Origin of the sequence: Streptococcus sp. 3.1, from assembly GCF_016648915.1 — a bacterium.
Classification (GTDB): domain Bacteria; phylum Bacillota; class Bacilli; order Lactobacillales; family Streptococcaceae; genus Streptococcus; species Streptococcus salivarius_E.
This window is the reverse complement of the sequence record NZ_JACLQV010000001.1, coordinates 92,028-112,934: the sequence shown is the minus strand read 5'-3', so window position 1 is coordinate 112,934 and position 20,907 is coordinate 92,028. Positions and strand designations below refer to the sequence as shown.

31 protein-coding genes are annotated in these 20,907 nt (G+C 38.8%); all 31 read left to right on the top strand.

Annotated features, from left to right (window positions below; translation table 11 throughout):
* The first annotated feature begins 113 nt into the window (after positions 1–113).
* The 31 genes from H7U02_RS00625 (at position 114) to rplO (ending at position 20,901) form a co-directional block, all read left to right on the top strand.
* On the top strand, positions 114–626 hold the full coding sequence (locus tag H7U02_RS00625) for a helix-turn-helix domain-containing protein (protein ID WP_037601283.1): 513 nt from the start codon (positions 114–116) through the stop codon (positions 624–626).
* Between the two features lie 218 nt (positions 627–844).
* Positions 845–1,360 carry a DUF308 domain-containing protein gene (locus tag H7U02_RS00620; RefSeq protein WP_037601286.1) on the top strand — a complete coding sequence of 172 codons (516 nt, stop codon included), beginning with the start codon at positions 845–847 and terminating at the stop codon, positions 1,358–1,360.
* Positions 1,361–1,939: 579 nt separating this feature from the next.
* Positions 1,940–2,950, top strand: coding sequence for a YeiH family protein (locus H7U02_RS00615; RefSeq protein WP_037601289.1), 1,011 nt, complete (start codon positions 1,940–1,942; stop codon positions 2,948–2,950).
* A gap of 347 nt (positions 2,951–3,297) precedes the next feature.
* Positions 3,298–4,443 carry a low temperature requirement protein A gene (locus H7U02_RS00610; RefSeq protein ID WP_014635148.1) on the top strand — a complete coding sequence of 382 codons (1,146 nt, stop codon included), beginning with the start codon at positions 3,298–3,300 and terminating at the stop codon, positions 4,441–4,443.
* A 510-nt stretch (positions 4,444–4,953) separates the two neighbouring features.
* Entirely contained in the window at positions 4,954–5,460 is a 507-nt protein-coding gene (locus tag H7U02_RS00605; RefSeq protein ID WP_110980790.1) for a DNA topology modulation protein, read from the top strand.
* Between the two features lie 263 nt (positions 5,461–5,723).
* Positions 5,724–7,016: an adenylosuccinate synthase gene (locus H7U02_RS00600; protein ID WP_014632520.1), complete on the top strand. Its 1,293-nt coding sequence runs from the start codon at positions 5,724–5,726 to the stop codon at positions 7,014–7,016.
* Between the two features lie 275 nt (positions 7,017–7,291).
* Positions 7,292–7,726, top strand: a complete 435-nt coding sequence (locus tag H7U02_RS00595) for a low molecular weight protein-tyrosine-phosphatase (protein ID WP_021144715.1) — start codon at positions 7,292–7,294, stop codon at positions 7,724–7,726.
* Complete coding sequence (locus tag H7U02_RS00590; protein ID WP_014635145.1) at positions 7,723–8,133, top strand: membrane protein; 411 nt, start codon at positions 7,723–7,725, stop codon at positions 8,131–8,133. The genes H7U02_RS00595 and H7U02_RS00590 overlap by 4 nt, the downstream gene beginning before the upstream one ends.
* Positions 8,130–9,953 carry an acyltransferase family protein gene (locus tag H7U02_RS00585; protein WP_110980791.1) on the top strand — a complete coding sequence of 608 codons (1,824 nt, stop codon included), beginning with the start codon at positions 8,130–8,132 and terminating at the stop codon, positions 9,951–9,953. The genes H7U02_RS00590 and H7U02_RS00585 overlap by 4 nt, the downstream gene beginning before the upstream one ends.
* An 80-nt stretch (positions 9,954–10,033) precedes the next feature.
* Positions 10,034–11,035 (top strand): Holliday junction branch migration DNA helicase RuvB, encoded by a 1,002-nt coding sequence (ruvB, locus tag H7U02_RS00580; RefSeq protein WP_002892095.1) that lies wholly within the window; start codon positions 10,034–10,036, stop codon positions 11,033–11,035.
* A 243-nt stretch (positions 11,036–11,278) separates the two neighbouring features.
* Positions 11,279–11,587 (top strand): 30S ribosomal protein S10, encoded by a 309-nt coding sequence (gene rpsJ / locus H7U02_RS00575; RefSeq protein ID WP_002885653.1) that lies wholly within the window; start codon positions 11,279–11,281, stop codon positions 11,585–11,587.
* Between the two features lie 114 nt (positions 11,588–11,701).
* Positions 11,702–12,328, top strand: coding sequence for a 50S ribosomal protein L3 (gene rplC, locus H7U02_RS00570; protein ID WP_002885755.1), 627 nt, complete (start codon positions 11,702–11,704; stop codon positions 12,326–12,328).
* Between the two features lie 24 nt (positions 12,329–12,352).
* On the top strand, positions 12,353–12,976 hold the full coding sequence (gene rplD / locus H7U02_RS00565) for a 50S ribosomal protein L4 (protein WP_002885795.1): 624 nt from the start codon (positions 12,353–12,355) through the stop codon (positions 12,974–12,976).
* Positions 12,976–13,272 carry a 50S ribosomal protein L23 gene (locus H7U02_RS00560; protein WP_002887066.1) on the top strand — a complete coding sequence of 99 codons (297 nt, stop codon included), beginning with the start codon at positions 12,976–12,978 and terminating at the stop codon, positions 13,270–13,272. The genes rplD and H7U02_RS00560 overlap by 1 nt, the downstream gene beginning before the upstream one ends.
* Positions 13,273–13,289: 17 nt before the next feature.
* A complete protein-coding gene (gene rplB / locus H7U02_RS00555; RefSeq protein WP_110980792.1) occupies positions 13,290–14,123 on the top strand; it encodes a 50S ribosomal protein L2 in 834 nt (277 codons plus the stop codon).
* A gap of 93 nt (positions 14,124–14,216) precedes the next feature.
* Positions 14,217–14,495, top strand: coding sequence for a 30S ribosomal protein S19 (gene rpsS / locus H7U02_RS00550; protein ID WP_000533765.1), 279 nt, complete (start codon positions 14,217–14,219; stop codon positions 14,493–14,495).
* A 15-nt stretch (positions 14,496–14,510) separates the two neighbouring features.
* Complete coding sequence (rplV, locus tag H7U02_RS00545; protein ID WP_002887063.1) at positions 14,511–14,855, top strand: 50S ribosomal protein L22; 345 nt, start codon at positions 14,511–14,513, stop codon at positions 14,853–14,855.
* Between the two features lie 12 nt (positions 14,856–14,867).
* Positions 14,868–15,521 carry a 30S ribosomal protein S3 gene (gene rpsC, locus H7U02_RS00540; RefSeq protein WP_002885727.1) on the top strand — a complete coding sequence of 218 codons (654 nt, stop codon included), beginning with the start codon at positions 14,868–14,870 and terminating at the stop codon, positions 15,519–15,521.
* Between the two features lie 3 nt (positions 15,522–15,524).
* Positions 15,525–15,938, top strand: coding sequence for a 50S ribosomal protein L16 (gene rplP / locus H7U02_RS00535; protein ID WP_000960950.1), 414 nt, complete (start codon positions 15,525–15,527; stop codon positions 15,936–15,938).
* 9 nt (positions 15,939–15,947) lie between these two features.
* Positions 15,948–16,154: a 50S ribosomal protein L29 gene (gene rpmC / locus H7U02_RS00530; RefSeq protein WP_002885754.1), complete on the top strand. Its 207-nt coding sequence runs from the start codon at positions 15,948–15,950 to the stop codon at positions 16,152–16,154.
* A gap of 27 nt (positions 16,155–16,181) precedes the next feature.
* Positions 16,182–16,442, top strand: a complete 261-nt coding sequence (rpsQ, locus tag H7U02_RS00525; protein ID WP_002885836.1) for a 30S ribosomal protein S17 — start codon at positions 16,182–16,184, stop codon at positions 16,440–16,442.
* 24 nt (positions 16,443–16,466) lie between these two features.
* Positions 16,467–16,835: a 50S ribosomal protein L14 gene (rplN, locus tag H7U02_RS00520; protein WP_002885711.1), complete on the top strand. Its 369-nt coding sequence runs from the start codon at positions 16,467–16,469 to the stop codon at positions 16,833–16,835.
* Positions 16,836–16,915: 80 nt separating this feature from the next.
* Entirely contained in the window at positions 16,916–17,221 is a 306-nt protein-coding gene (gene rplX / locus H7U02_RS00515; RefSeq protein ID WP_002885874.1) for a 50S ribosomal protein L24, read from the top strand.
* A 26-nt stretch (positions 17,222–17,247) separates the two neighbouring features.
* A complete protein-coding gene (gene rplE, locus H7U02_RS00510) occupies positions 17,248–17,790 on the top strand; it encodes a 50S ribosomal protein L5 (RefSeq protein ID WP_002887058.1) in 543 nt (180 codons plus the stop codon).
* Between the two features lie 17 nt (positions 17,791–17,807).
* Entirely contained in the window at positions 17,808–17,993 is a 186-nt protein-coding gene (locus tag H7U02_RS00505) for a type Z 30S ribosomal protein S14 (RefSeq protein ID WP_001085699.1), read from the top strand.
* 123 nt (positions 17,994–18,116) lie between these two features.
* Positions 18,117–18,515, top strand: a complete 399-nt coding sequence (gene rpsH, locus H7U02_RS00500) for a 30S ribosomal protein S8 (protein WP_002885642.1) — start codon at positions 18,117–18,119, stop codon at positions 18,513–18,515.
* A gap of 125 nt (positions 18,516–18,640) precedes the next feature.
* Entirely contained in the window at positions 18,641–19,177 is a 537-nt protein-coding gene (gene rplF / locus H7U02_RS00495) for a 50S ribosomal protein L6 (protein WP_002887056.1), read from the top strand.
* 89 nt (positions 19,178–19,266) lie between these two features.
* Positions 19,267–19,623, top strand: coding sequence for a 50S ribosomal protein L18 (gene rplR, locus H7U02_RS00490; protein WP_002885810.1), 357 nt, complete (start codon positions 19,267–19,269; stop codon positions 19,621–19,623).
* 18 nt (positions 19,624–19,641) lie between these two features.
* Positions 19,642–20,136: a 30S ribosomal protein S5 gene (gene rpsE / locus H7U02_RS00485; protein WP_002885626.1), complete on the top strand. Its 495-nt coding sequence runs from the start codon at positions 19,642–19,644 to the stop codon at positions 20,134–20,136.
* A gap of 14 nt (positions 20,137–20,150) precedes the next feature.
* Positions 20,151–20,333, top strand: a complete 183-nt coding sequence (gene rpmD, locus H7U02_RS00480; RefSeq protein ID WP_002885773.1) for a 50S ribosomal protein L30 — start codon at positions 20,151–20,153, stop codon at positions 20,331–20,333.
* A gap of 127 nt (positions 20,334–20,460) precedes the next feature.
* The gene (gene rplO / locus H7U02_RS00475) at positions 20,461–20,901 is read left to right on the top strand and encodes a 50S ribosomal protein L15 (RefSeq protein WP_110980794.1); all 441 of its coding nucleotides are present in this window, start codon (positions 20,461–20,463) and stop codon (positions 20,899–20,901) included.
* Positions 20,902–20,907: the final 6 nt, after the last annotated feature.

Genomic DNA, 20,907 nt, shown 5'->3' with positions numbered 1-20,907 from the left:
GTTTATAAGTTATAAATATATTTTATAAAAATTATTTTGGATAGTCAACTAAAAACTTGATTTATAAGTTTATAGGTGATAAAATAAGTTAAAAATAAAATTAGGAGTTTCCCATGACCTTTATTATTCAAAATTTTGGACCCAATTTGGCACGACTACGCATAGAAAAAGGAGTAAGTCAAACTCAACTTGCGGAAGATTTAGGAATCGGTAAACAGTCCATCTCTGATTATGAAAAACAAAAAAGCTATCCTACCTTTGCAAATTTGGATAAGATAGCAGAATATTTTAACGCAACTCCAACCCAACTATTTGGAACTAGTAAAGAGATTGAGTTAGAAAAGAGTGTTCTTGAATCGAATGAATACTCTGATAAAGTAAGTGAGATTTTAAAAGCTGTCAAATACATCGAGCATTTCCTACATACTAATGGACAACACTTAGAGGATTTACTTTACCTAACAAGAGGCAACCAACTATACACAGAAGATGGAGAAGAGTTGTATATTGATCCAACTTCTCAGAAAAGAACATTTCATACCCAATATGAACCTGGTTTTATTGTAGCAAGAGAAAAATCTCCACTAGAACTCTTGATTGAAAATAAGGAATTGTTTGATAAATAGAAAAAGCGAGGATAACCTCGCTTCAGATTGAAGTTAAAATCTTTAGAAGACACTTTTATAAGGACTTTGTCTTCAATCTGTGAAAAGGAGTGGAAACTCCTTTTCTTTTTGTAAGTCAGACTGAAACTTCCAAATTGTTTATTTATTTTATTGACATTTTCTATAAAAATAAGTATAATAGTTTAATTATCAGACTATACTATATAGGGGGTATTGAAATGAAATTTTCTAATCGTTTACTGCTATTCCTTGCAGGAGTTGTTTTTGTCCTTTTAGGACTTTTCCTATTTACAAACCCAGTAGCTAATCTTGTTGCTTACAGCTGGTGGATTTCATTTGGTTTACTGGTTTCTTCTATAGCAGCTATTTTAGGCTATTTCTCTGCACCAAAAGAGCTTCGCTCACCTGTTTATCTTTTCCAAGGGTTTGTTAGTCTTCTCTTAGCTCTTTACCTCGTTGCTTATGGCTTTGTGACCCTGCCGGTCGTCATTCCGACCATTGTAGGAATTTGGTTAATTGTAGAAGCCATTATTGCTTTCTTTAAAGGCAATCGTCTAGGATTGATTTTCCCTATTATTGGTAGCAATATCACGTGGGTAGCCTTGCTTGTATTTTTACTAGGTCTAGTGATTCTGTTCAATCCAGTGGCTACAGGTGTCTTTGTCGTTTATGTCATTGCCTTTTCATTTTTAGTTACTGGCTTCACCTACATTATTGAGGCCTTTCGTAAATAGTCTAGTTGCTATTTCTATCGAATTCAAAAAAGCTGGGAAATCATATTCTCAGCTTTTTTGTCTCTTTAATTATCACTTTTTCGCATTCCATTCTGCGTAGAATTGCTCCAAGTATTCTTCCAAAAAGTGATGGCATAGTGCTCTAGCATTCGATAAGTTGCAATAATAACCGGTCGAGAACGGGGCATCGACTCAATCATACCGAAAATAAAAGAGCGAATGTTATCTGCAAAAAGAAAGCTTAGATTCTTTGCGATTTCAACAAAAAAAGCACTGTTTGTACTGATCCCAAAAGTTAGATTTTTTCTGTCTAACTTTTGGGGTGCAGTACATTTTCAACTCTCTTATTTATTTTCTTATCTCACATAATTACTTCACATATCCAGGCTCATCAAATTCATTTTTTTCAATAACATATGCCACATTTGCATCCTTATTGATCAAAGAACATATATCTATTAAACTACAAAAGCTCTCTGACCGCAAAATTCCGTTAATTTACAACCTTATTCCTACTGTTTATTTTACTTTTCTGACAGATAAGATTATAATAAGGAGTATTTATTTTCGGAGGTTTTTATGTCATTTCTATCAAAAAATTGGGCAGGACTGTTAGTCTGTCTGATCATTTCTATCATCTCTTGGGTTTTAGGAGGCTTTCTGCCTGTTGTGGGAGCACCTGTTTTCGCCATTTTTATCGGAATGATTCTCTACCCCTTTCTCACTCCCTATAAACAACTGGATGCTGGTTTGACTTATAGCTCCAAAAAATTGCTTCAGTATGCTGTTATCTTACTTGGTTTTGGACTCAATATCTCTCAAGTTTTCGCAGTTGGAAAATCTTCTCTTCCCGTTATTCTTTCAACCATTTCTATCGCCTTGATTGTAGCTTATCTCTTCCAGAGATTTTTTGACTTAGATACAAAGCTAGCTACCTTGATTGGTGTTGGTTCCTCTATTTGTGGAGGTTCTGCTATTGCTGCTACAGCCCCTGTCATTCATGCTAAAGAAAAAGAGGTGGCTCAAGCCATCTCTGTCATCTTTTTCTTCAATGTCTTGGCAGCTCTTATCTTTCCAACTCTAGGTTCTTGGCTCCATCTCTCCAACGAAGGTTTTGCTCTCTTTGCGGGTACTGCGGTCAACGATACTTCCTCTGTAACAGCCACAGCTAGCGCCTGGGATAGTCTGTATCATACCAATACTCTAGAATCTGCAACCATTGTCAAACTGACTCGTACCTTAGCTATTATCCCTATTACTCTCTTCCTCTCCTATTGGCAAAGCCGTCAACAAGACAACAACCAAGGAGTAAAGCTTAAAAAAATCTTCCCCGTTTTCATTCTCTACTTCATCCTAGCTTCTCTGCTAACTACCGTCCTTACTTCTTTTGGTGTTAGCAATAGCTTCTTTTCACCTCTCAAACAGCTCTCCAAATTCCTCATCATCATGGCTATGAGTGCTATTGGTCTCAAAACTAACCTCGTTGCTATGATCAAATCCAGTGGAAAATCCATTCTTCTTGGAGCCCTTTGCTGGATCGCTATCATCCTGACTAGTCTTGGCATGCAATTACTCATCGGTATTTTCTAAGAAAAAAGGGAGCCTAAAGGCTACCTCAGAACGTAGACAAACGTCATTTTTGGCGTTTGTCTTTTTGTATCTTCAAAGATATTTTGTCTTATCATCTACTATTCCATCCAAAAATCTGATTTAAAGCAAAATAAAAAGGGATATTCCCTATCCATTTCGATAATTTTTTCATTACCCATTCTTCATTATCAATCATCAAACACTCTGCCTGTGAGTTGGTACATGAGGTAAATGTGCTCCAAGGTTTTGACAATTCGCGTCACATGAAGTTATTTAAGCATCTCCTTTTCTCTCATTACCATTTTCTGTTATAATAAATTGTACTTCTAGAATAGAAAGGTCTTAAGATGGCAACTCTTATTAAGCATAAACGTGTAGAATTTTCAGAACTATTTTATGACCTAGTGTTTGTTTTTGCAATTTCAAAAGCAACTGCTTTAATTCACCCTATTCATAACGGTGTTTTGGCTTGGGACTCTTTACTTGATTTCTTCATCTCTGTCATGGTTATCATCAATTCCTGGATGATTCAAACCATTTATACCAATCGCTATGGAACAAACTCGTTATTTAACATGGTAATCATGTTTATCAACATGGGACTTATGCTCTTTATATCCAATATGATTGGATACAATTGGCAACAATGGTACTATCATACCTGTTGGGCTGTTGGCACATTAACCCTTACCTTATTTTTTCAATATTTGGTTCAGTTTTTTAGAGGATCAACCGATAGTGCTGATCGGGAAAGTATCAAAGGTTTTCTATGGTTGACAGGTCTACAAAGCTTAGGAGTCTATCTGGCAGCTCTTTTTCCTATTTACGTTGGAGTCTATATCTTTATTGCTAGTATTCTGCTAACATTTATTGTGCCAATTTTCTTGATTACTAAAGATGAGCATTTCCAAGTAAATCTTCCCCATTTAATCGAGCGCGTCTCCCTTCTTGTCATTATTACGTTTGGAGAGATGGTTATTGGGCTAGTTAACTTCTTTACAGTTGAGAATTTCTCGATATATTCGGTTCTTAATTTCGTTATCATGCTTTCTCTGTTCTTGTTTTATTTTGGTGAATTTGACCATGCTATTGACGAAGGATCCAATCAAAAGGGATTATTTATAATTTATAGTCACTATCCTATTTTCATTGGGCTTATGTTGATGACAGTTTCGATGGGTTTTCTTCTGAATCCTGAGGCTAATCTTCTCGTTGCAATCAGCTTCTTTTATATCGGAATTGGCCTCTTCCAAGCTGCTGTCCTAGCAAATGGGCCCTATAACAAAAACTATCTTCGCTATTCGAAAAGTTACTACTGTGCTCAAGCGACACTCTATCTGGCTGCCTTGATTCTCTCTTTGGTTTTCGCTTCGAATCCTACAATAGTGCTGAGTATTGCAACCATCTTCGCTCTAGCTATAGCCATTCATTTTATTTATTTTTATGTGACACAGAATAAAAAATATTCCAAATCTAACTGGGGGTTCTTTTAATGAGTTTATAACATAAAAAAGCTTTGGGAACCAAGGCTTTATATGATATCAATCACCGACCACGAAAATGTTTAGCTTACAGAACTGCTAGTGAAGCTCTAGAGGATGAGTTCGAGTAAATGTTGCACTTATTCTTGCAATTTATCATTTACTTGATGCACGAACTCGATATTTTTTTCGTTAATTTGTTTTTGCCCCACTTTTGCCCCATTTTTAAATCCTGACATTGAAAATACCTAAAAGTATTTCCCTAAAATCAGCTATATTTCAACATTTTTGTTTATTTTCAATATGAAAAGTTCTTACAAATTCATGTAGGGGGCATCTTAATATCGGAAAGAGACTTGCTTATAAGTCTCTTTTTATTTTTCTAAGAAAGAACTCACTTTAAACAGAAATTTACGTGTTTATTTGTCTAAACGAGAGTTGTTCCCAATGATAATTTCTTCTAAATATATGCTTTGTGTTATGATAATAGTCAAGAAACAGAATTGAAAAAGGAGACATGAGTTGAAAATTGCAATCATTGGCTATAGTGGTTCTGGAAAGTCGACTTTGGCAAATTTTTTAGGTCAACACTACAATTGTGAGGTTCTTCATTTAGATAAAATTCATTTCACATCAAATTGGCAAGAGCGAACAGTTGATGAAATGACTGACGATATATCAACATTTATGCTACAAAGTGATTGGATTATTGAAGGGAATTACTCGGCCTGTCTTTATGAGGAACGTATGAGGGAAGCTGACTGTATTGTCTATTTCAACTTTAACAGAGTTAATTGTCTCTATCGGGCGTTTAGGCGTTATTTAACATATAGGGGAAAGACACGTCCTAGCATGGCAGAAGGTTGTAATGAAAAATTTGATTTTGCATTTGTGAAATGGATTTTATTAGACGGACGTTCTAAAAAATATGTAGAGCGATATAATGCAGTTGTTAAAAATTATTCTGACAAGACAATTATTTTAAAGAATCAAAGGCAGTTAAATGATTATATGAAGCAGGTTAAATAGCTACTAGAACTATTTAGTGGTAAAATAGCTGATAGTTATACATAAGAAGCAAGGTTAAAAAGATATAGTAAATAACTAGTTGCAATCTTAGCTATAACTGTCAGAATATTTTGTAAGAAGCGCTTTCAACGTTGAACAAATAGACTTTTTTCTGCTATAATAAACTGTAACGCAAAACTTGTGGGTGAAATTCCCACCGTGAAGTTTTTCAAGAAAGGTGGGGACAGCCTCGTAAAGGTGGAGCTGTCCGTTATCAAAATAATATGACATCAGTAGTTGTTGTGGGTACCCAGTGGGGTGATGAAGGTAAAGGGAAAATTACAGATTTCCTAAGTCAAGATGCCGAAGTGATCGCACGTTATCAAGGTGGAGACAATGCAGGTCACACGATTGTTATAGATGGTAAGAAATTTAAATTGCACTTGATTCCATCAGGTATTTTCTTCCCAGAGAAAATCTCTGTTATCGGGAACGGTGTAGTGGTCAATCCTAAATCACTTGTCAAAGAGTTGGAATATCTTCATGCAGAAGGTGTGTCAACAGAGAGCCTTCGTATTTCTGACCGCGCACACGTTATTTTGCCGTACCATATTAAACTTGATCAACTGCAAGAAGCCGCCAAAGGTGACAATAAGATTGGTACAACTAACAAAGGTATTGGTCCTGCCTATATGGATAAGGCTGCGCGTGTAGGTATCCGTATTGCAGACCTTTTGGACAAAGAAATCTTTGCTGATCGTTTGAAAACGAACTTAGCTGAGAAAAACCGTCTTTTCAGTAAGATGTATGAAGCTGAAGAATTATCATTCGATGAGATTTTTGAAGAATACTACGCTTACGGACAACAAATTAAGCAATATGTCACAGATACATCCGTTATCTTGAATGACGCTCTTGATGCAGGTAAACGTGTCCTCTTTGAAGGAGCTCAAGGGGTTATGCTTGATATTGACCAAGGTACTTACCCATTTGTAACGTCATCAAACCCAGTTGCGGGTGGTGTTACAATCGGTTCTGGTGTTGGTCCATCTAAAATTAATAAGGTAGTTGGTGTATGTAAGGCCTATACGAGTCGTGTTGGTGATGGTCCTTTCCCAACTGAGTTATTTGATGAAGTTGGTGAACGCATCCGTGAAGTTGGTCATGAATATGGAACAACAACAGGACGTCCACGTCGTGTAGGATGGTTTGACTCAGTGGTGATGCGCCATAGTCGTCGTGTATCAGGTATCACAAACCTCAGCTTGAACTGTATCGATGTTCTCTCAGGTCTTGACACTGTAAAAATTTGTGTAGCTTATGACCTTGATGGTGAGCGTATTGATCACTACCCAGCTAGTCTTGAGCAACTGAAACGTTGTAAACCAATCTATGAAGAATTGCCAGGTTGGGAAGAAGACATCACAGGTTGCCGTAGTTTAGATGAGCTTCCTGAAAATGCTCGTAATTATGTTCGTCGTGTTGGTGAATTGGTAGGTGTACGTATCTCTACTTTCTCTGTAGGACCAGGACGTGAACAAACAAACATCCTTGAAAGTGTTTGGTCAAATATCTAAAGCCAACAAAAGGAGAATCTAGGAAACTAGGTTCTCTTTTCTCACGCCTTAAACATATAGATTAATATGAATATTGCAACTGTTAAAAAAGGTTACTAATTTTTCGATATGATTAGGAAAGAAACCTTTCTATTTGATTAGTTTTTCGGTATAATATGGATTGATTAAATGAAAATTAATGAGAACCTACTTTCATGATTTAAAAGTGTGTTCATAATTTTGACGAAGAAAATAAGTGAGCATATCTCTTAATAGTTTTGGGCAAGAGGTGAATAATGAATAAGATTGTATTTGTTTGTCTGGGGAATATTTGTCGTAGCCCAATGGCAGAATTTGTGATGAAAGAGCTGGACCAAGAAAAGTCTTTGCATATCGAAAGTCGCGCGACATCTTCATGGGAGCATGGAAATTCAGTTCATCAAGGAACCCAAAAGATTTTAAGGAAATATGCTATTTCTTTTGACTCTTCCAAGGGCTCACAACAGATTAGTCAGGCTGATTTTGAGTTCTTTGATCTAGTTGTGGGAATGGATGAGTCAAATGTTGAGGATCTTTTACAGATATCTGCAAGGCGTTATGACGATAAAATCAAGCTTTTCCGACCTGGTGGAGTGCCGGACCCATGGTATACAGGTGACTTTGAAGAAACATATAAATTGGTAACTGCAGGTTGTCGAGACTGGTTACAGTGGATTAAGGATAGACAATGAATTTTAAACAACTAAAGGATTTTGATTTTAAAAATATTGATATCGACCGAAATCAATTTGAGCGTATTACAGTAGGGGTTATTATTTTATGCGCCCTGTCCTTGTTTTTGGTGACTATAAAAACGCAACATTCTATCAAGATTGATGGGACTAAGATTGCCTATAAAGGTCAGATGCAGAACCATCGTTTGAATGGTCAAGGAACTTTGACCTATGATAATGGTGATACCTATACGGGAGAATTTAAGAATGGTTCCTTTAATGGTCAAGGAACCTTCAAATCTCATGAGGGTTGGATTTATCAAGGAGAGTTCAAGTCTGGTCAAGCCGATGGTCAAGGAAAATTGACTACTGAAAATAAGGTTACCTACAAAGGAAAATTTAAACAGGGGATTTTTAAAGGATGAGAATTAACTGGTTTTCTTATATTCGTGTGACAGGACTTCTTTTGGTTCTGATCTATCATTTCTTCCCAAGTATTCTTCCTGGGGGCTTCATCGGTGTTGATGTCTTCTTTACCTTCTCGGGGTATTTGATTACAGCACTTTTGATTGATGAGGTATCTAGGACGCATCGCATTGATTACCTTGGTTTTATGCGACGACGCTTTTACCGGATAGTACCACCACTTGTGTTGATGGTTCTTATCTGTACCCCTTTGGCGCTCTTGGTTCGAAATGATTTTATTGCAGGTATTGGACGTCAAATCACCTCTGTTATCGGTTTTGTAACTAACTATTATGAGATTTTGACCGGGGGAAATTATGAGAACCAATTTAACCAGCATATTTACCTCCATACATGGAGTCTGGCTATTGAGGTTCACTATTATATTCTTTGGGGTGCCTTGCTTTGGTTCCTAGCTAAGCGTGTCAAACACCAAAATCAATTTAGAAGCCTAGTCTTTATGGTATCTCTTGCCTGCTTTATGGTGAGCTTCCTATCAATGTTTATTAGCGCTTTCTTTGTTGATAGTTTTTCTCGCTTATATTTCTCATCAATTACGCATGCCTATCCATTCTTCCTAGGTTCTCTCTTTGCGACACTTTCAGGTGTGTATGAAACGACCGCTAGGTTCAAGAAAAATATACGCCTTTGGACTCTGAAAAAGACAGTCCTTTATATGGTAGGAAGTTTTGCCTTGCTCGTATTGTTGGGCTTAGTTCTCCATTTCGAGGAACGCATTACCTATCTATTTGGTTTTGTTTTAGCTAGTTTGTTCACGGCTGTTATTATTTACTCTGCCCGTGTCCTCCATGAGAAATTGCCTGGAAAATCAGAGCCTGCTCTTATTAGTTATTTGGCAGAGATTAGCTATAGTGTCTATCTTTTTCACTGGCCGCTATATATTATCTTTAGTCAATTGACCAATAATATTATTGCAGTCATTCTGACAACGATTCTGTCAATTGTTTTCGCAACACTTTCCTACTATATAATAGAGCCATTTATTGCAGGAAGAAAGGCCAGTCTCTTTGGAATAGATTTAGACTTGACGCCGTACCGACATATTGTGCTTTATGTTTTTAGTGGTCTTACTTTAATTACAGTGCTTATTTCTCTCTTTGCGCCAGCTGTAGGGAACTTCGAGAAAGATTTAGAAGCTAATGGTTTGTCGCAAGCTCAGACTAAGATGAAATTAACGCGTACCAATGCGGAAAACAGTCAGGCTACTTCATTTGGTGTGAATAAGGGAGTGACAGTTTTAGGGGACTCCGTAGCTCTTAGATCAAAAGATCAGCTGGAATCAAGTATTGATAATGTCGCTATAGATGCAGTTGTCAGTCGTAACCTATCAACAATCAATGATTTGCTTAAAGATTACGCGGATAGTAATGCTCTTGCTAAGGATGTTGTCATTGCTGGTGGTGTTAATGAGATTGACGACTATAAAGGCGTTATTAATAAAATCATCAAGAATTTACCTAAGGGTCACCATATTATCTTTGTGACACCATATAATGGTAGTAAATCTGGTAATGAGGCCCAATCTTTGATTCAGTTACGTAAGTATGAGTTAGAGATGGCTAAGAAATACGACTTTGTGACGGTTGCTGACTGGTATCAAGTGGCTAAAGAAAATATTTCTATCTGGAATGGTACAGATGGGGTTCACTTTGGATCTGATAGCGACTCTATTAACCGTGGTGCTAAACTCTATACTAAGACAATTAAAGAAGCTATAGAGAAAGCTGATAAGGCACCAGTTAAGGGTGGTAAGAAATAATCAAAAGAGAAGGCAAGTCTTGTCTTCTTTTTTATGGACAAATTTTGACTGCATTTTTTGTTTTGTGCTAAAATAAGCCTATGGCAAGAATATTAGATAATGATTTACTAGGAGATGAAGAGTATGTTGAGCGTACCCTTCGTCCTCAGTACTTTAAGGAATATATTGGTCAAGATAAGGTTAAGGACCAATTAAAGATTTTTATAGAGGCAGCTAAACTTCGTGATGAAGCATTGGATCATACTCTTTTGTTTGGTCCTCCAGGTTTAGGGAAAACGACCATGGCTTTTGTGATAGCTAATGAGATGGGCGTCAATTTAAAGCAGACGTCTGGGCCAGCAATTGAGAAGGCTGGAGATCTGGTTGCCATACTAAATGACTTGGAGCCAGGTGATATCTTATTTATTGATGAGATTCATCGAATGCCTATGGCAGTGGAAGAAGTACTTTATAGTGCTATGGAAGATTACTACATCGATATCATGATTGGTGCAGGTGAAACAAGTCGTAGTGTTCACCTAGAGTTACCACCGTTCACTTTAGTGGGTGCAACCACACGAGCAGGTATGTTGTCAAATCCATTGAGGGCTCGTTTTGGGATTAATGGTCATATGGAATATTATGAGTTACCAGATTTGAAGGAAATTATAGAACGTACTTCAGAAATCTTTGATATGACTATAACACCTGAGGCTGCCCTAGAGTTAGCACGTCGTAGTCGTGGAACGCCACGTATTGCTAACCGCCTACTTAAGCGTGTGAGAGACTATGCACAAATTATGGGTGATGGAATCATTGATGATAAGATTGCAGACAAGGCGTTGACTATGTTGGATGTGGATCATGAAGGACTAGATTATGTCGACCAAAAAATTCTCCGAACCATGATTGAGATGTATGGTGGTGGACCGGTTGGTCTAGGGACCTTGTCAGTTAATATTGCTGAAGAGCGAGAAACGGTAGAAGATATGTATGAACCCTATCTAATTCAAAAAGGATTTATTATGCGAACACGAACAGGACGTGTTGCAACGGTTAAAGCCTATGAACACATGGGGTACGACTACACTAAAGAAAGTTGATAAAAAATCCATCGAAGGTGGATTTTTTTGTTTAGTCAAAAAGAAAATAAAGAAAAAAGAAAAAAACTTAAAAAATCCCTTGCAATGAGTGGGTTCTTTTGTTATTATATTATGGTGCTGTAAATACAGCGCTTAGCTATGATACAAGAGGTTGCGACACGCCTGGTTGCACTGCCACGCAATCCGTGTTGGTTTTCTTGAGGAGCTAGCCTATTATCTTAAATAGACGAAAGAGGAGAAAAAATGGCAAACAAAAAAATTCGTATCCGTTTGAAAGCTTACGAACACCGTACGCTTGATACAGCGGCTGAAAAAATCGTAGAAACTGCAACTCGCACAGGTGCGACAGTTGCTGGGCCAGTTCCACTTCCAACTGAACGTAGTCTCTACACAATTATTCGTGCGACTCACAAATATAAAGATTCTCGCGAACAATTTGAAATGCGTACACACAAACGTCTTATCGACATCATCAACCCAACTCAAAAAACAGTTGACGCTTTGATGAAACTTGATCTTCCAAGTGGTGTGAACGTAGAAATCAAACTTTAATTTAAAGTTTGATTCAATGAGCATAAAAAACGCTCGTTAAAAACTTTTTTGAGCATAAAAAACGCTCATAAAAAACTTTTTGAAAAAACAATAAAGTAAAGGAAATATTTTCTCATGACAAAAGGAATCTTAGGGAAAAAAGTGGGAATGACTCAAATCTTCACTGAAGCAGGTGAATTTATCCCTGTTACTGTCATCGAAGCTACTCCAAACGTTGTGCTTCAAGTTAAAACTGTTGAAACAGACGGTTACGAAGCAGTTCAAGTTGGTTTTGACGACAAACGCGAAGTATTGAGCAACAAACCTGCCAAAGGCCACGTAGCGAAAGCTAACACAGCTCCTAAGCGCTTCATTCGTGAATTCAAAAACATTGAAGGCTTGGAAGTTGGATCAGAAATCACTGTTGACACATTCGAAGCTGGAGATGTTGTTGACGTAACTGGTACTTCAAAAGGTAAAGGTTTCCAAGGTGTTATCAAACGCCACGGTCAATCACGCGGACCTATGGCTCACGGTTCTCGTTATCACCGTCGTCCAGGTTCAATGGGACCTGTTGCGCCTAACCGTGTTTTCAAAAACAAACACTTGGCAGGACGTATGGGTGGCAACCGTGTGACAATTCAAAATCTTGAAGTTGTACAAGTTATCCCAGAGAAAAACGTTATCCTTATCAAAGGTAACGTACCAGGTGCTAAGAAATCTCTTATCACTATCAAATCAGCAGTTAAAGCTGCTAAATAATAAGAAAGGAGAAATCAGTTAAAAATGGCAAACGTAAAACTATTTGACCAAACTGGTAAAGAAGTTAGCACAGTTGAACTTAACGACGCTATCTTCGGTATCGAACCAAACGAATCAGTAGTATTTGATGTCGTAATCAGCCAACGTGCTAGCCTTCGCCAAGGTACTCACGCGGTTAAAAACCGTTCAGCAGTATCAGGTGGTGGACGTAAACCATGGCGTCAAAAAGGAACTGGACGTGCTCGTCAAGGTTCTATCCGCTCACCACAATGGCGTGGTGGTGGTGTTGTCTTCGGACCAACTCCACGTTCTTACGGATACAAACTTCCACAAAAAGTTCGTCGCCTTGCATTGAAATCTGTTTACTCAGCTAAAGTTGCAGAAGATAAATTTGTAGCAGTTGAAGCTCTTTCATTTGCAGCTCCAAAAACTGCTGAATTCGCAAACGTTCTTTCAGCTCTTAGCATCGATTCTAAAGTACTTGTTATCGTTGAAGAAGGAAACAAATTCGCTGAACTTTCAGCACGTAACCTTGCAAACGTAACTGTTGCAACTCCTGCAACTGCAAGCGTACTTGACATCGTAAACGCAGATAAACTTCTTGTTACTAAAGAAGCTATCTCATCAATCGAGGAGGTTCTTGCATAATGAATTTGTATGACGTAATCAAAAAACCTGTTATCACTGAGAAATCTATGATTGCTCTTGAAGCAGGAAAATACACTTTCGAAGTTGATACACGTGCACACAAACTCTTGATCAAACAAGCAGTTGAAGCTGCATTTGAAGGTGTTAAAGTTGCTAGCGTGAACACTGTAACTGTTAAACCAAAACAAAAACGTGTTGGACGTTACACTGGTTTCACTTCAAAAACTAAAAAAGCTATCATCACTCTTACAGCTGATTCTAAAGCAATCGAGTTGTTTGCAGCTGAAGCTGAATAATCAAAGGAGAAATTAACGTGGGTATTAAAGTTTATAAACCAACGACAAATGGCCGTCGTAACATGACTTCTTTGGATTTCGCAGAAATCACTACAAGCACTCCTGAAAAATCATTGCTTGTTTCTCTTAAGAACAAAGCTGGTCGTAACAACAACGGTCGTATCACTGTACGTCACCAAGGTGGCGGACACAAACGTCACTACCGTTTGATTGACTTCAAACGTAACAAAGATGGCGTTGAAGCAGTTGTTAAAACAATTGAGTATGATCCAAACCGTACTGCAAACATCGCTCTTGTACACTACACTGACGGGGTTAAAGCTTACATCATCGCACCTAAAGGTCTTGAAGTAGGTCAACGTATCGTTTCAGGTCCAGATGCGGATATCAAGATTGGTAACGCTCTTCCACTTGCAAACATCCCAGTTGGTACAGTTATCCACAACATTGAGCTTCAACCAGGTAAAGGTGCTGAACTTATCCGTGCCGCTGGTGCTTCTGCTCAAGTTTTGGGTCAAGAAGGTAAATACGTACTTGTTCGTCTTCAATCAGGCGAAGTTCGTATGGTTCTTGGTACTTGTCGTGCAACTATCGGTACTATAGGTAACGAACAACAATCACTTATCAACCTTGGTAAAGCCGGCCGTAATCGCTGGAAGGGTATTCGCCCAACAGTTCGTGGTTCTGTAATGAACCCTAACGATCACCCACACGGTGGTGGTGAAGGTAAAGCACCAGTTGGACGTAAAGCGCCATCTACTCCATGGGGTAAACCTGCGCTTGGTCTTAAAACTCGTAACAAGAAAGCTAAATCTGACAAACTTATCGTTCGTCGTCGTAACGAAAAATAATTTAGTCGCTTAGCACATAACATCCGCCAACTCGGTAGCATTTCTTAGTGCAAGCCGCTGTGGTACATTCAATTTAAAGGAGAAAACTACAAAATGGGACGTAGTCTTAAAAAAGGACCTTTCGTCGATGAGCATTTGATGAAAAAAGTTGAAGCTCAAGCCAATGACGAAAAGAAAAAAGTAATTAAAACTTGGTCACGTCGTTCAACGATTTTCCCAAGTTTCATCGGATACACTATCGCAGTTTATGATGGACGTAAACACGTTCCTGTTTACATCCAAGAAGACATGGTAGGTCACAAACTTGGTGAATTTGCACCAACTCGTACTTACAAAGGTCACGCAGCTGACGATAAGAAAACACGTCGTTAATAGGAGGAGGACACAATGGCAGAAATTACTTCAGCTAAAGCAATGGCTCGTACAGTGCGTGTTTCACCTCGTAAAACACGTCTTGTTCTTGATCTTATCCGTGGTAAGAACGTTGCTGATGCAATCGCAATCTTGAAATTCACTCCAAACAAAGCAGCTCGCATTGTTGAGAAAACTCTTAACTCTGCTATCGCTAACGCAGAAAACAACTTTGGTTTGGAAAAAGCTAACTTGGTAGTATCTGAAACATTCGCAAACGAAGGACCAACAATGAAACGTTTCCGTCCACGTGCGAAAGGTTCAGCTTCACCAATCAACAAACGCACAACTCACGTAACAGTAGTTGTGTCAGAAAAATAAGGAGGTAAACTCGTGGGTCAAAAAGTACATCCAATTGGTATGCGTGTCGGGATCATCCGTGACTGGGATGCGAAATGGTATGCTGAAAAAGAATACGCAGATTACCTTCACGAAGATTTGGCAATCCGCAAATTCATTCAAAAAGAACTTGCAGACGCTTCAGTTTCAACTATTGAAATCGAACGTGCTGTAAACAAAGTTATTGTTTCACTTCACACTGCAAAACCAGGTATGGTAATCGGTAAAGGTGGATCAAACGTTGACGCTCTTCGCGCTCAACTTAATAAATTGACTGGAAAACAAGTACACATCAACATCGTTGAAATCAAGAAACCTGATTTGGACGCTCACCTTGTTGGTGAAACAATTGCTCGCCAACTTGAGCAACGTGTTGCTTTCCGTCGTGCACAAAAACAAGCTATCCAACGTGCAATGCGTGCTGGAGCTAAAGGAATCAAAACTCAAGTATCAGGTCGTTTGAACGGTGCAGATATCGCCCGTGCAGAAGGATACTCTGAAGGTACAGTTCCACTTCACACACTTCGCGCTGATATCGATTACGCTTGGGAAGAAGCTGACACAACTTACGGTAAACTTGGTGTTAAAGTTTGGATCTACCGTGGAGAAGTTCTTCCAGCTCGTAAAAACACTAAAGGAGGCAAATAACAAATGTTAGTACCTAAACGTGTTAAACACCGTCGTGAATTCCGTGGAAAAATGCGCGGTGAGGCTAAAGGTGGTAAAGAAGTATCATTCGGTGAATACGGTCTTCAAGCTACAACTAGCCACTGGATTACAAACCGTCAAATCGAGGCTGCTCGTATTGCCATGACTCGTTACATGAAACGTGGTGGTAAGGTTTGGATTAAGATCTTCCCACACAAATCATACACTGCTAAAGCTATCGGTGTACGTATGGGTTCTGGTAAAGGGGCACCTGAAGGTTGGGTAGCACCAGTTAAACGTGGTAAAGTAATGTTCGAAATCGCAGGTGTTTCTGAAGAAGTTGCACGTGAAGCGCTTCGTCTTGCTAGCCACAAATTGCCAGTTAAATGTAAATTCGTGAAACGTGAAGCAGAATAAGGAGAAGACATGAAACTTGAAGAAATCAAAAAGTTTGTTGCTGAGCTTCGTGGCTTGTCTCAAGAAGAGCTTGCTAAAAAAGAAAACGAACTTAAGAAAGAACTTTTCGACCTTCGTTTCCAAGCTGCAGCAGGTCAACTTGATCAAACTGCCCGTTTGAACGAAGTGAAAAAACAAATTGCACGTGTTAAAACTGTGCAATCTGAAATCAAATAATAGATTGGGAAAGGAGCAATTCTAATAATGGAACGTAATCAACGTAAAACCCTTGTTGGACGCGTAGTATCTGACAAGATGGATAAAACAATCACAGTTGTAGTTGAAACTAAACGTAACCACCCAGTCTATGGTAAACGTATCAACTATTCTAAAAAATACAAAGCACATGATGAAAACAACGTTGCTAAAGAAGGCGATATCGTTCGTATCATGGAAACTCGCCCACTTTCAGCTACAAAACGCTTCCGTCTTGTAGAAGTTGTGGAAGAAGCTGTTATTATCTAATAAAACTAAAAGGAGACAATTGAAATGATTCAACAAGAAAGTCGCTTAAAAGTTGCTGATAATAGCGGTGCTCGTGAAATCTTGACTATCAAAGTTCTTGGTGGTTCAGGACGTAAATTCGCTAACATCGGCGACGTTATCGTTGCAACTGTTAAACAAGCTACACCAGGTGGAGCTGTTAAAAAAGGTGATGTTGTTAAAGCTGTTATCGTTCGTACAAAAACTGGTGCTCGCCGTCCAGACGGTTCATACATCAAGTTTGATGACAACGCTGCAGTAATCATCCGCGATGACAAAACTCCTCGTGGAACTCGTATCTTTGGCCCTGTTGCACGTGAATTGCGTGAAGGTGGATACATGCGTATCGTATCTTTGGCGCCAGAAGTACTTTAATCTGAATTAACACAAACTTAGTCCCCTGAAATGTTCAGGGTGCCCATTAGGGCGTAAGAAATAATAGGAGAAATACTCAAATGTTTGTAAAAAAAGGCGATAAAGTTCGCGTTATTGCTGGTAAAGACAAAGGAACTGAAGCAGTAGTTCTTAAAGCTCTTCCAAAAGTAAATAAAGTTGTTGTTGAAGGTGTTGCAATCATCAAAAAACACCAAAAACCATCAGCTGAAAACCCTCAAGGTGCTATCGTGGAAAAAGAAGCACCAATCCACGCTTCAAACGTTCAAGTTCTTGACAAGAACGGTGTAGCTGGACGTGTAGGTTACAAAGTTGTTGACGGCAAAAAAGTTCGTTACAACAAAAAATCAGGCGAAGTGCTTGACTAATCACGAAGGAAAGGAGAAAGTATTAAATGGCTAACCGTCTTAAAGAAAAATACACTAACGAAGTAATTCCAGCTTTGACTGAAAAATTCAATTATTCTTCAGTTATGGCTGTGCCAAAAGTTGATAAAATCGTTATCAACATGGGTGTTGGTGAAGCTGTAAACAACGCTAAAACTCTTGAAAAAGCTGCTGCTGAGTTGGCACTTATTTCAGGTCAAAAACCATTGATTACTAAAGCTAAGAAATCAATCGCTGGCTTCCGTCTTCGTGAAGGTGTAGCGATCGGTGCTAAAGTTACCCTTCGTGGTGAACGCATGTACGAATTCTTGGATAAATTGGTATCAGTATCACTTCCACGTGTTCGTGACTTCCATGGTGTTCCAACTAAATCATTTGATGGACGTGGTAACTACACACTTGGTGTTAAAGAACAACTTATCTTCCCAGAAATCAACTTCGACGATGTTGATAAAGTACGTGGTATGGATATCGTTATCGTAACTACTGCTAACACTGACGAAGAAGGTCGTGAATTGCTTAAAGGCCTTGGAATGCCTTTTGCAAAATAATCTAGGAGGTAAATAAATTGGCTAAAAAATCAATGATTGCTAAGAACAAACGCCCTGCGAAGTTCTCTACGCAAGCTTACACTCGTTGCGAACGTTGTGGACGTCCACACTCAGTTTATCGCAAATTTAAACTTTGCCGTGTTTGCTTCCGTGAATTGGCTTACAAAGGTCAAATTCCAGGTGTTACCAAAGCTTCTTGGTAAAAAACATGGTACATTTAAGTTAGTTTCACCTAATTTGAATGTATTTAACACAATCTGAGCCTAGCTCAATCATTAACTAGCAAGTGAATTATTCAAACTACTAGTAAGAGGAGAAAATATAAAATGGTTATGACTGACCCAATTGCAGATTTCTTGACACGTATTCGTAACGCTAACCAAGCTAAACACGAAGTACTTGAAGTACCTGCATCAAACATTAAAAAAGGTATCGCTGAAATCCTTAAACGTGAAGGTTTCGTAAAAAATGTTGAAGTTATCGAAGATGACAAACAAGGTATCATCCGCGTATTCTTGAAATACGGACAAAACGGTGAACGTGTTATCACTAACTTGAAACGTATTTCTAAACCAGGTCTTCGTGTTTACTCTAAACGTGAAGATGTTCCTAAAGTTCTTAACGGACTTGGAATCGCGATCATCTCTACTTCAGAAGGTCTTTTGACTGATAAAGAAGCTCGTCAAAAGAACGTTGGTGGAGAAGTTATCGCTTACGTTTGGTAAGAAGTTGATACTAAGCACTTATCTCAATGATTTGTGCGAGTTTCGTTGATTATATTCTATGAAACTCATCCCCGTGAAAACTAGTCACTTTGTGGCTTGATAATCTAACAGGAGAATTAAATACTATGTCACGTATTGGTAATAAAGTTATTACTTTGCCTGCTGGTGTTGAAGTAACAAACAACGATAACGTTGTTACTGTTAAAGGACCTAAAGGCGAACTCACTCGTGAGTTTAACAAAAACATTGAAATCAAAGTTGAAGGCAATGAAGTTACACTTCACCGTCCAAACGACTCAAAAGAAAACAAAACAATCCACGGTACTTCACGTGCAAACTTGAACAACATGGTTGTTGGTGTTTCTGAAGGTTTCAAAAAAGAACTTGAAATGCGCGGTGTCGGATATCGTGCGCAACTCCAAGGAACAAAACTTGTTCTTTCAGTTGGTAAATCTCACCAAGACGAAGTTGAAGCTCCAGAAGGTATTACTTTTGAAGTACCATCTGCAACTTCAATCGTTGTAAGTGGTATTAACAAAGAAGTTGTTGGTCAGACAGCAGCTTACATCCGTAGCCTTCGTTCACCAGAACCTTACAAAGGTAAAGGTATCCGTTACGTTGGTGAATACGTACGTCGTAAAGAAGGTAAAACTGGTAAATAATAGGATTCTATCCTTATGGCAATTCTTTGTGGATTGTCACTTTACCAAAAGCTCTCATGAGCTAGCATTATAATTAAGAGGTGAAAATTGTGATTTCGAAACCAGATAAAAACAAACTCCGCCAAAAACGCCACCGTCGCGTTCGCGGAAAACTCTCTGGAACTGCTGATCGCCCACGTTTGAACATTTTCCGTTCTAATACAGGCATCTACGCTCAAGTTATTGATGACGTAGCGGGTGTAACGCTCGCAAGTGCATCAACTCTTGATAAAGAAGTTTCTAAAGGAACTAAAACAGAACAAGCCGTTGTTGTCGGTAAACTTGTTGCTGAACGCGCAGTAGCTAAAGGTATTTCTGAAGTGGTGTTTGACCGCGGTGGATATCTCTATCACGGACGTGTTAAAGCTTTGGCTGACTCAGCTCGTGAAAACGGATTGAAATTCTAATAGGGAGGACACTTAATAATGGCATTTAAAGATAATGCAGTAGAACTTGAAGAACGCGTAGTTGCTATCAACCGTGTTACTAAAGTTGTAAAAGGTGGACGCAACATGCGTTTTGCTGCTCTTGTTGTTGTTGGTGACCGTAATGGTCGCGTAGGATTTGGTACTGGTAAATCTCAAGAGGTTCCAGAAGCTATCCGTAAAGCAGTTGAAGCAGCTAAGAAAAACCTTATCGAAGTTCCTATGGTTGGTACAACTATTCCTCACGAAGTTCGTTCAGAATTTGGTGGAGCGAAAGTATTGTTGAAACCAGCTGTTGAAGGGGCTGGGGTTGCCGCTGGTGGTGCAGTTCGTGCCGTCATCGAATTGGCTGGTGTTGCTGATGTAACATCTAAATCACTCGGTTCAAACACTCCAATCAACATCGTTCGTGCGACTGTTGAAGGATTGAAACAACTTAAACGTGCTGAAGAAGTTGCGGCTCTTCGTGGCATCTCAGTATCTGACTTGGCATAAGAAAGGAGATAACAATGGCTCAAATTAAAATTACTTTGACTAAGTCTCCAATCGGACGCAAACCAGAACAACGTAAAACAGTTGTTGCTCTTGGACTTGGTAAATTGAATAGCTCAGTTGTTAAAGAAGACAACGCTGCTATCCGTGGTATGGTCAACGCAGTATCTCACTTGGTAACTGTAGAAGACGTTAAATAAAAATTGATTTAAGTCGTGAGGGTTACCTTGCGACTTAAACTGAATTTCATGTATAGGCGAGTTTCTAATCAAGCTACCTTACTTGGTTAGAGGCGCTAGCATTTTACAAAAAGAGGAGAAAATAATAATGAAACTTCATGAATTGAAACCTGCTGAAGGTTCTCGTAAAGTCCGCAACCGTGTAGGTCGTGGTACTTCATCTGGTAACGGTAAAACTTCAGGCCGTGGTCAAAAAGGTCAAAAAGCTCGTAGCGGTGGTGGCGTACGTCCAGGATTTGAAGGTGGACAAACTCCATTGTTCCGTCGTCTTCCAAAACGCGGATTCACTAACATCAACGCTAAAGAATACGCACTTGTAAACCTTGATCAATTGAACGTCTTTGAAGATGGTACAGTAGTAACTCCAGCAGTTCTTAAAGAAGCTGGAATCGTTCGTGCTGAAAAATCAGGCGTTAAAGTTCTTGGTAACGGCGAATTGACTAAGAAATTGACTGTTAAAGCAGCTAAATTCTCAAAATCTGCTGAAGCAGCTATCACTGCTAAAGGTGGTTCAATCGAAGTCATCTAATGAGGG

What these genes read in the sequence shown, in the direction of transcription:
- H7U02_RS00625 (WP_037601283.1), top strand. Translation starts at nt 114, where the DNA reads ATGACCTTTATTATTCAAAATTTTGGACCCAATTTGGCACGACTACGC.
- H7U02_RS00620 (WP_037601286.1), top strand. Translation starts at nt 845, where the DNA reads ATGAAATTTTCTAATCGTTTACTGCTATTCCTTGCAGGAGTTGTTTTT.
- H7U02_RS00615 (WP_037601289.1), top strand. Translation starts at nt 1,940, where the DNA reads ATGTCATTTCTATCAAAAAATTGGGCAGGACTGTTAGTCTGTCTGATC.
- H7U02_RS00610 (WP_014635148.1), top strand. Translation starts at nt 3,298, where the DNA reads ATGGCAACTCTTATTAAGCATAAACGTGTAGAATTTTCAGAACTATTT.
- H7U02_RS00600 (WP_014632520.1), top strand. Translation starts at nt 5,724, where the DNA reads ATGACATCAGTAGTTGTTGTGGGTACCCAGTGGGGTGATGAAGGTAAA.
- H7U02_RS00595 (WP_021144715.1), top strand. Translation starts at nt 7,292, where the DNA reads ATGAATAAGATTGTATTTGTTTGTCTGGGGAATATTTGTCGTAGCCCA.
- H7U02_RS00590 (WP_014635145.1), top strand. Translation starts at nt 7,723, where the DNA reads ATGAATTTTAAACAACTAAAGGATTTTGATTTTAAAAATATTGATATC.
- H7U02_RS00585 (WP_110980791.1), top strand. Translation starts at nt 8,130, where the DNA reads ATGAGAATTAACTGGTTTTCTTATATTCGTGTGACAGGACTTCTTTTG.
- ruvB (WP_002892095.1), top strand. Translation starts at nt 10,034, where the DNA reads ATGGCAAGAATATTAGATAATGATTTACTAGGAGATGAAGAGTATGTT.
- rpsJ (WP_002885653.1), top strand. Translation starts at nt 11,279, where the DNA reads ATGGCAAACAAAAAAATTCGTATCCGTTTGAAAGCTTACGAACACCGT.
- rplC (WP_002885755.1), top strand. Translation starts at nt 11,702, where the DNA reads ATGACAAAAGGAATCTTAGGGAAAAAAGTGGGAATGACTCAAATCTTC.
- rplD (WP_002885795.1), top strand. Translation starts at nt 12,353, where the DNA reads ATGGCAAACGTAAAACTATTTGACCAAACTGGTAAAGAAGTTAGCACA.
- H7U02_RS00560 (WP_002887066.1), top strand. Translation starts at nt 12,976, where the DNA reads ATGAATTTGTATGACGTAATCAAAAAACCTGTTATCACTGAGAAATCT.
- rpsS (WP_000533765.1), top strand. Translation starts at nt 14,217, where the DNA reads ATGGGACGTAGTCTTAAAAAAGGACCTTTCGTCGATGAGCATTTGATG.
- rplV (WP_002887063.1), top strand. Translation starts at nt 14,511, where the DNA reads ATGGCAGAAATTACTTCAGCTAAAGCAATGGCTCGTACAGTGCGTGTT.
- rplP (WP_000960950.1), top strand. Translation starts at nt 15,525, where the DNA reads ATGTTAGTACCTAAACGTGTTAAACACCGTCGTGAATTCCGTGGAAAA.
- rpmC (WP_002885754.1), top strand. Translation starts at nt 15,948, where the DNA reads ATGAAACTTGAAGAAATCAAAAAGTTTGTTGCTGAGCTTCGTGGCTTG.
- rpsQ (WP_002885836.1), top strand. Translation starts at nt 16,182, where the DNA reads ATGGAACGTAATCAACGTAAAACCCTTGTTGGACGCGTAGTATCTGAC.
- rplN (WP_002885711.1), top strand. Translation starts at nt 16,467, where the DNA reads ATGATTCAACAAGAAAGTCGCTTAAAAGTTGCTGATAATAGCGGTGCT.
- rplX (WP_002885874.1), top strand. Translation starts at nt 16,916, where the DNA reads ATGTTTGTAAAAAAAGGCGATAAAGTTCGCGTTATTGCTGGTAAAGAC.
- rplE (WP_002887058.1), top strand. Translation starts at nt 17,248, where the DNA reads ATGGCTAACCGTCTTAAAGAAAAATACACTAACGAAGTAATTCCAGCT.
- rpsH (WP_002885642.1), top strand. Translation starts at nt 18,117, where the DNA reads ATGGTTATGACTGACCCAATTGCAGATTTCTTGACACGTATTCGTAAC.
- rplF (WP_002887056.1), top strand. Translation starts at nt 18,641, where the DNA reads ATGTCACGTATTGGTAATAAAGTTATTACTTTGCCTGCTGGTGTTGAA.
- rpsE (WP_002885626.1), top strand. Translation starts at nt 19,642, where the DNA reads ATGGCATTTAAAGATAATGCAGTAGAACTTGAAGAACGCGTAGTTGCT.
- rpmD (WP_002885773.1), top strand. Translation starts at nt 20,151, where the DNA reads ATGGCTCAAATTAAAATTACTTTGACTAAGTCTCCAATCGGACGCAAA.
- rplO (WP_110980794.1), top strand. Translation starts at nt 20,461, where the DNA reads ATGAAACTTCATGAATTGAAACCTGCTGAAGGTTCTCGTAAAGTCCGC.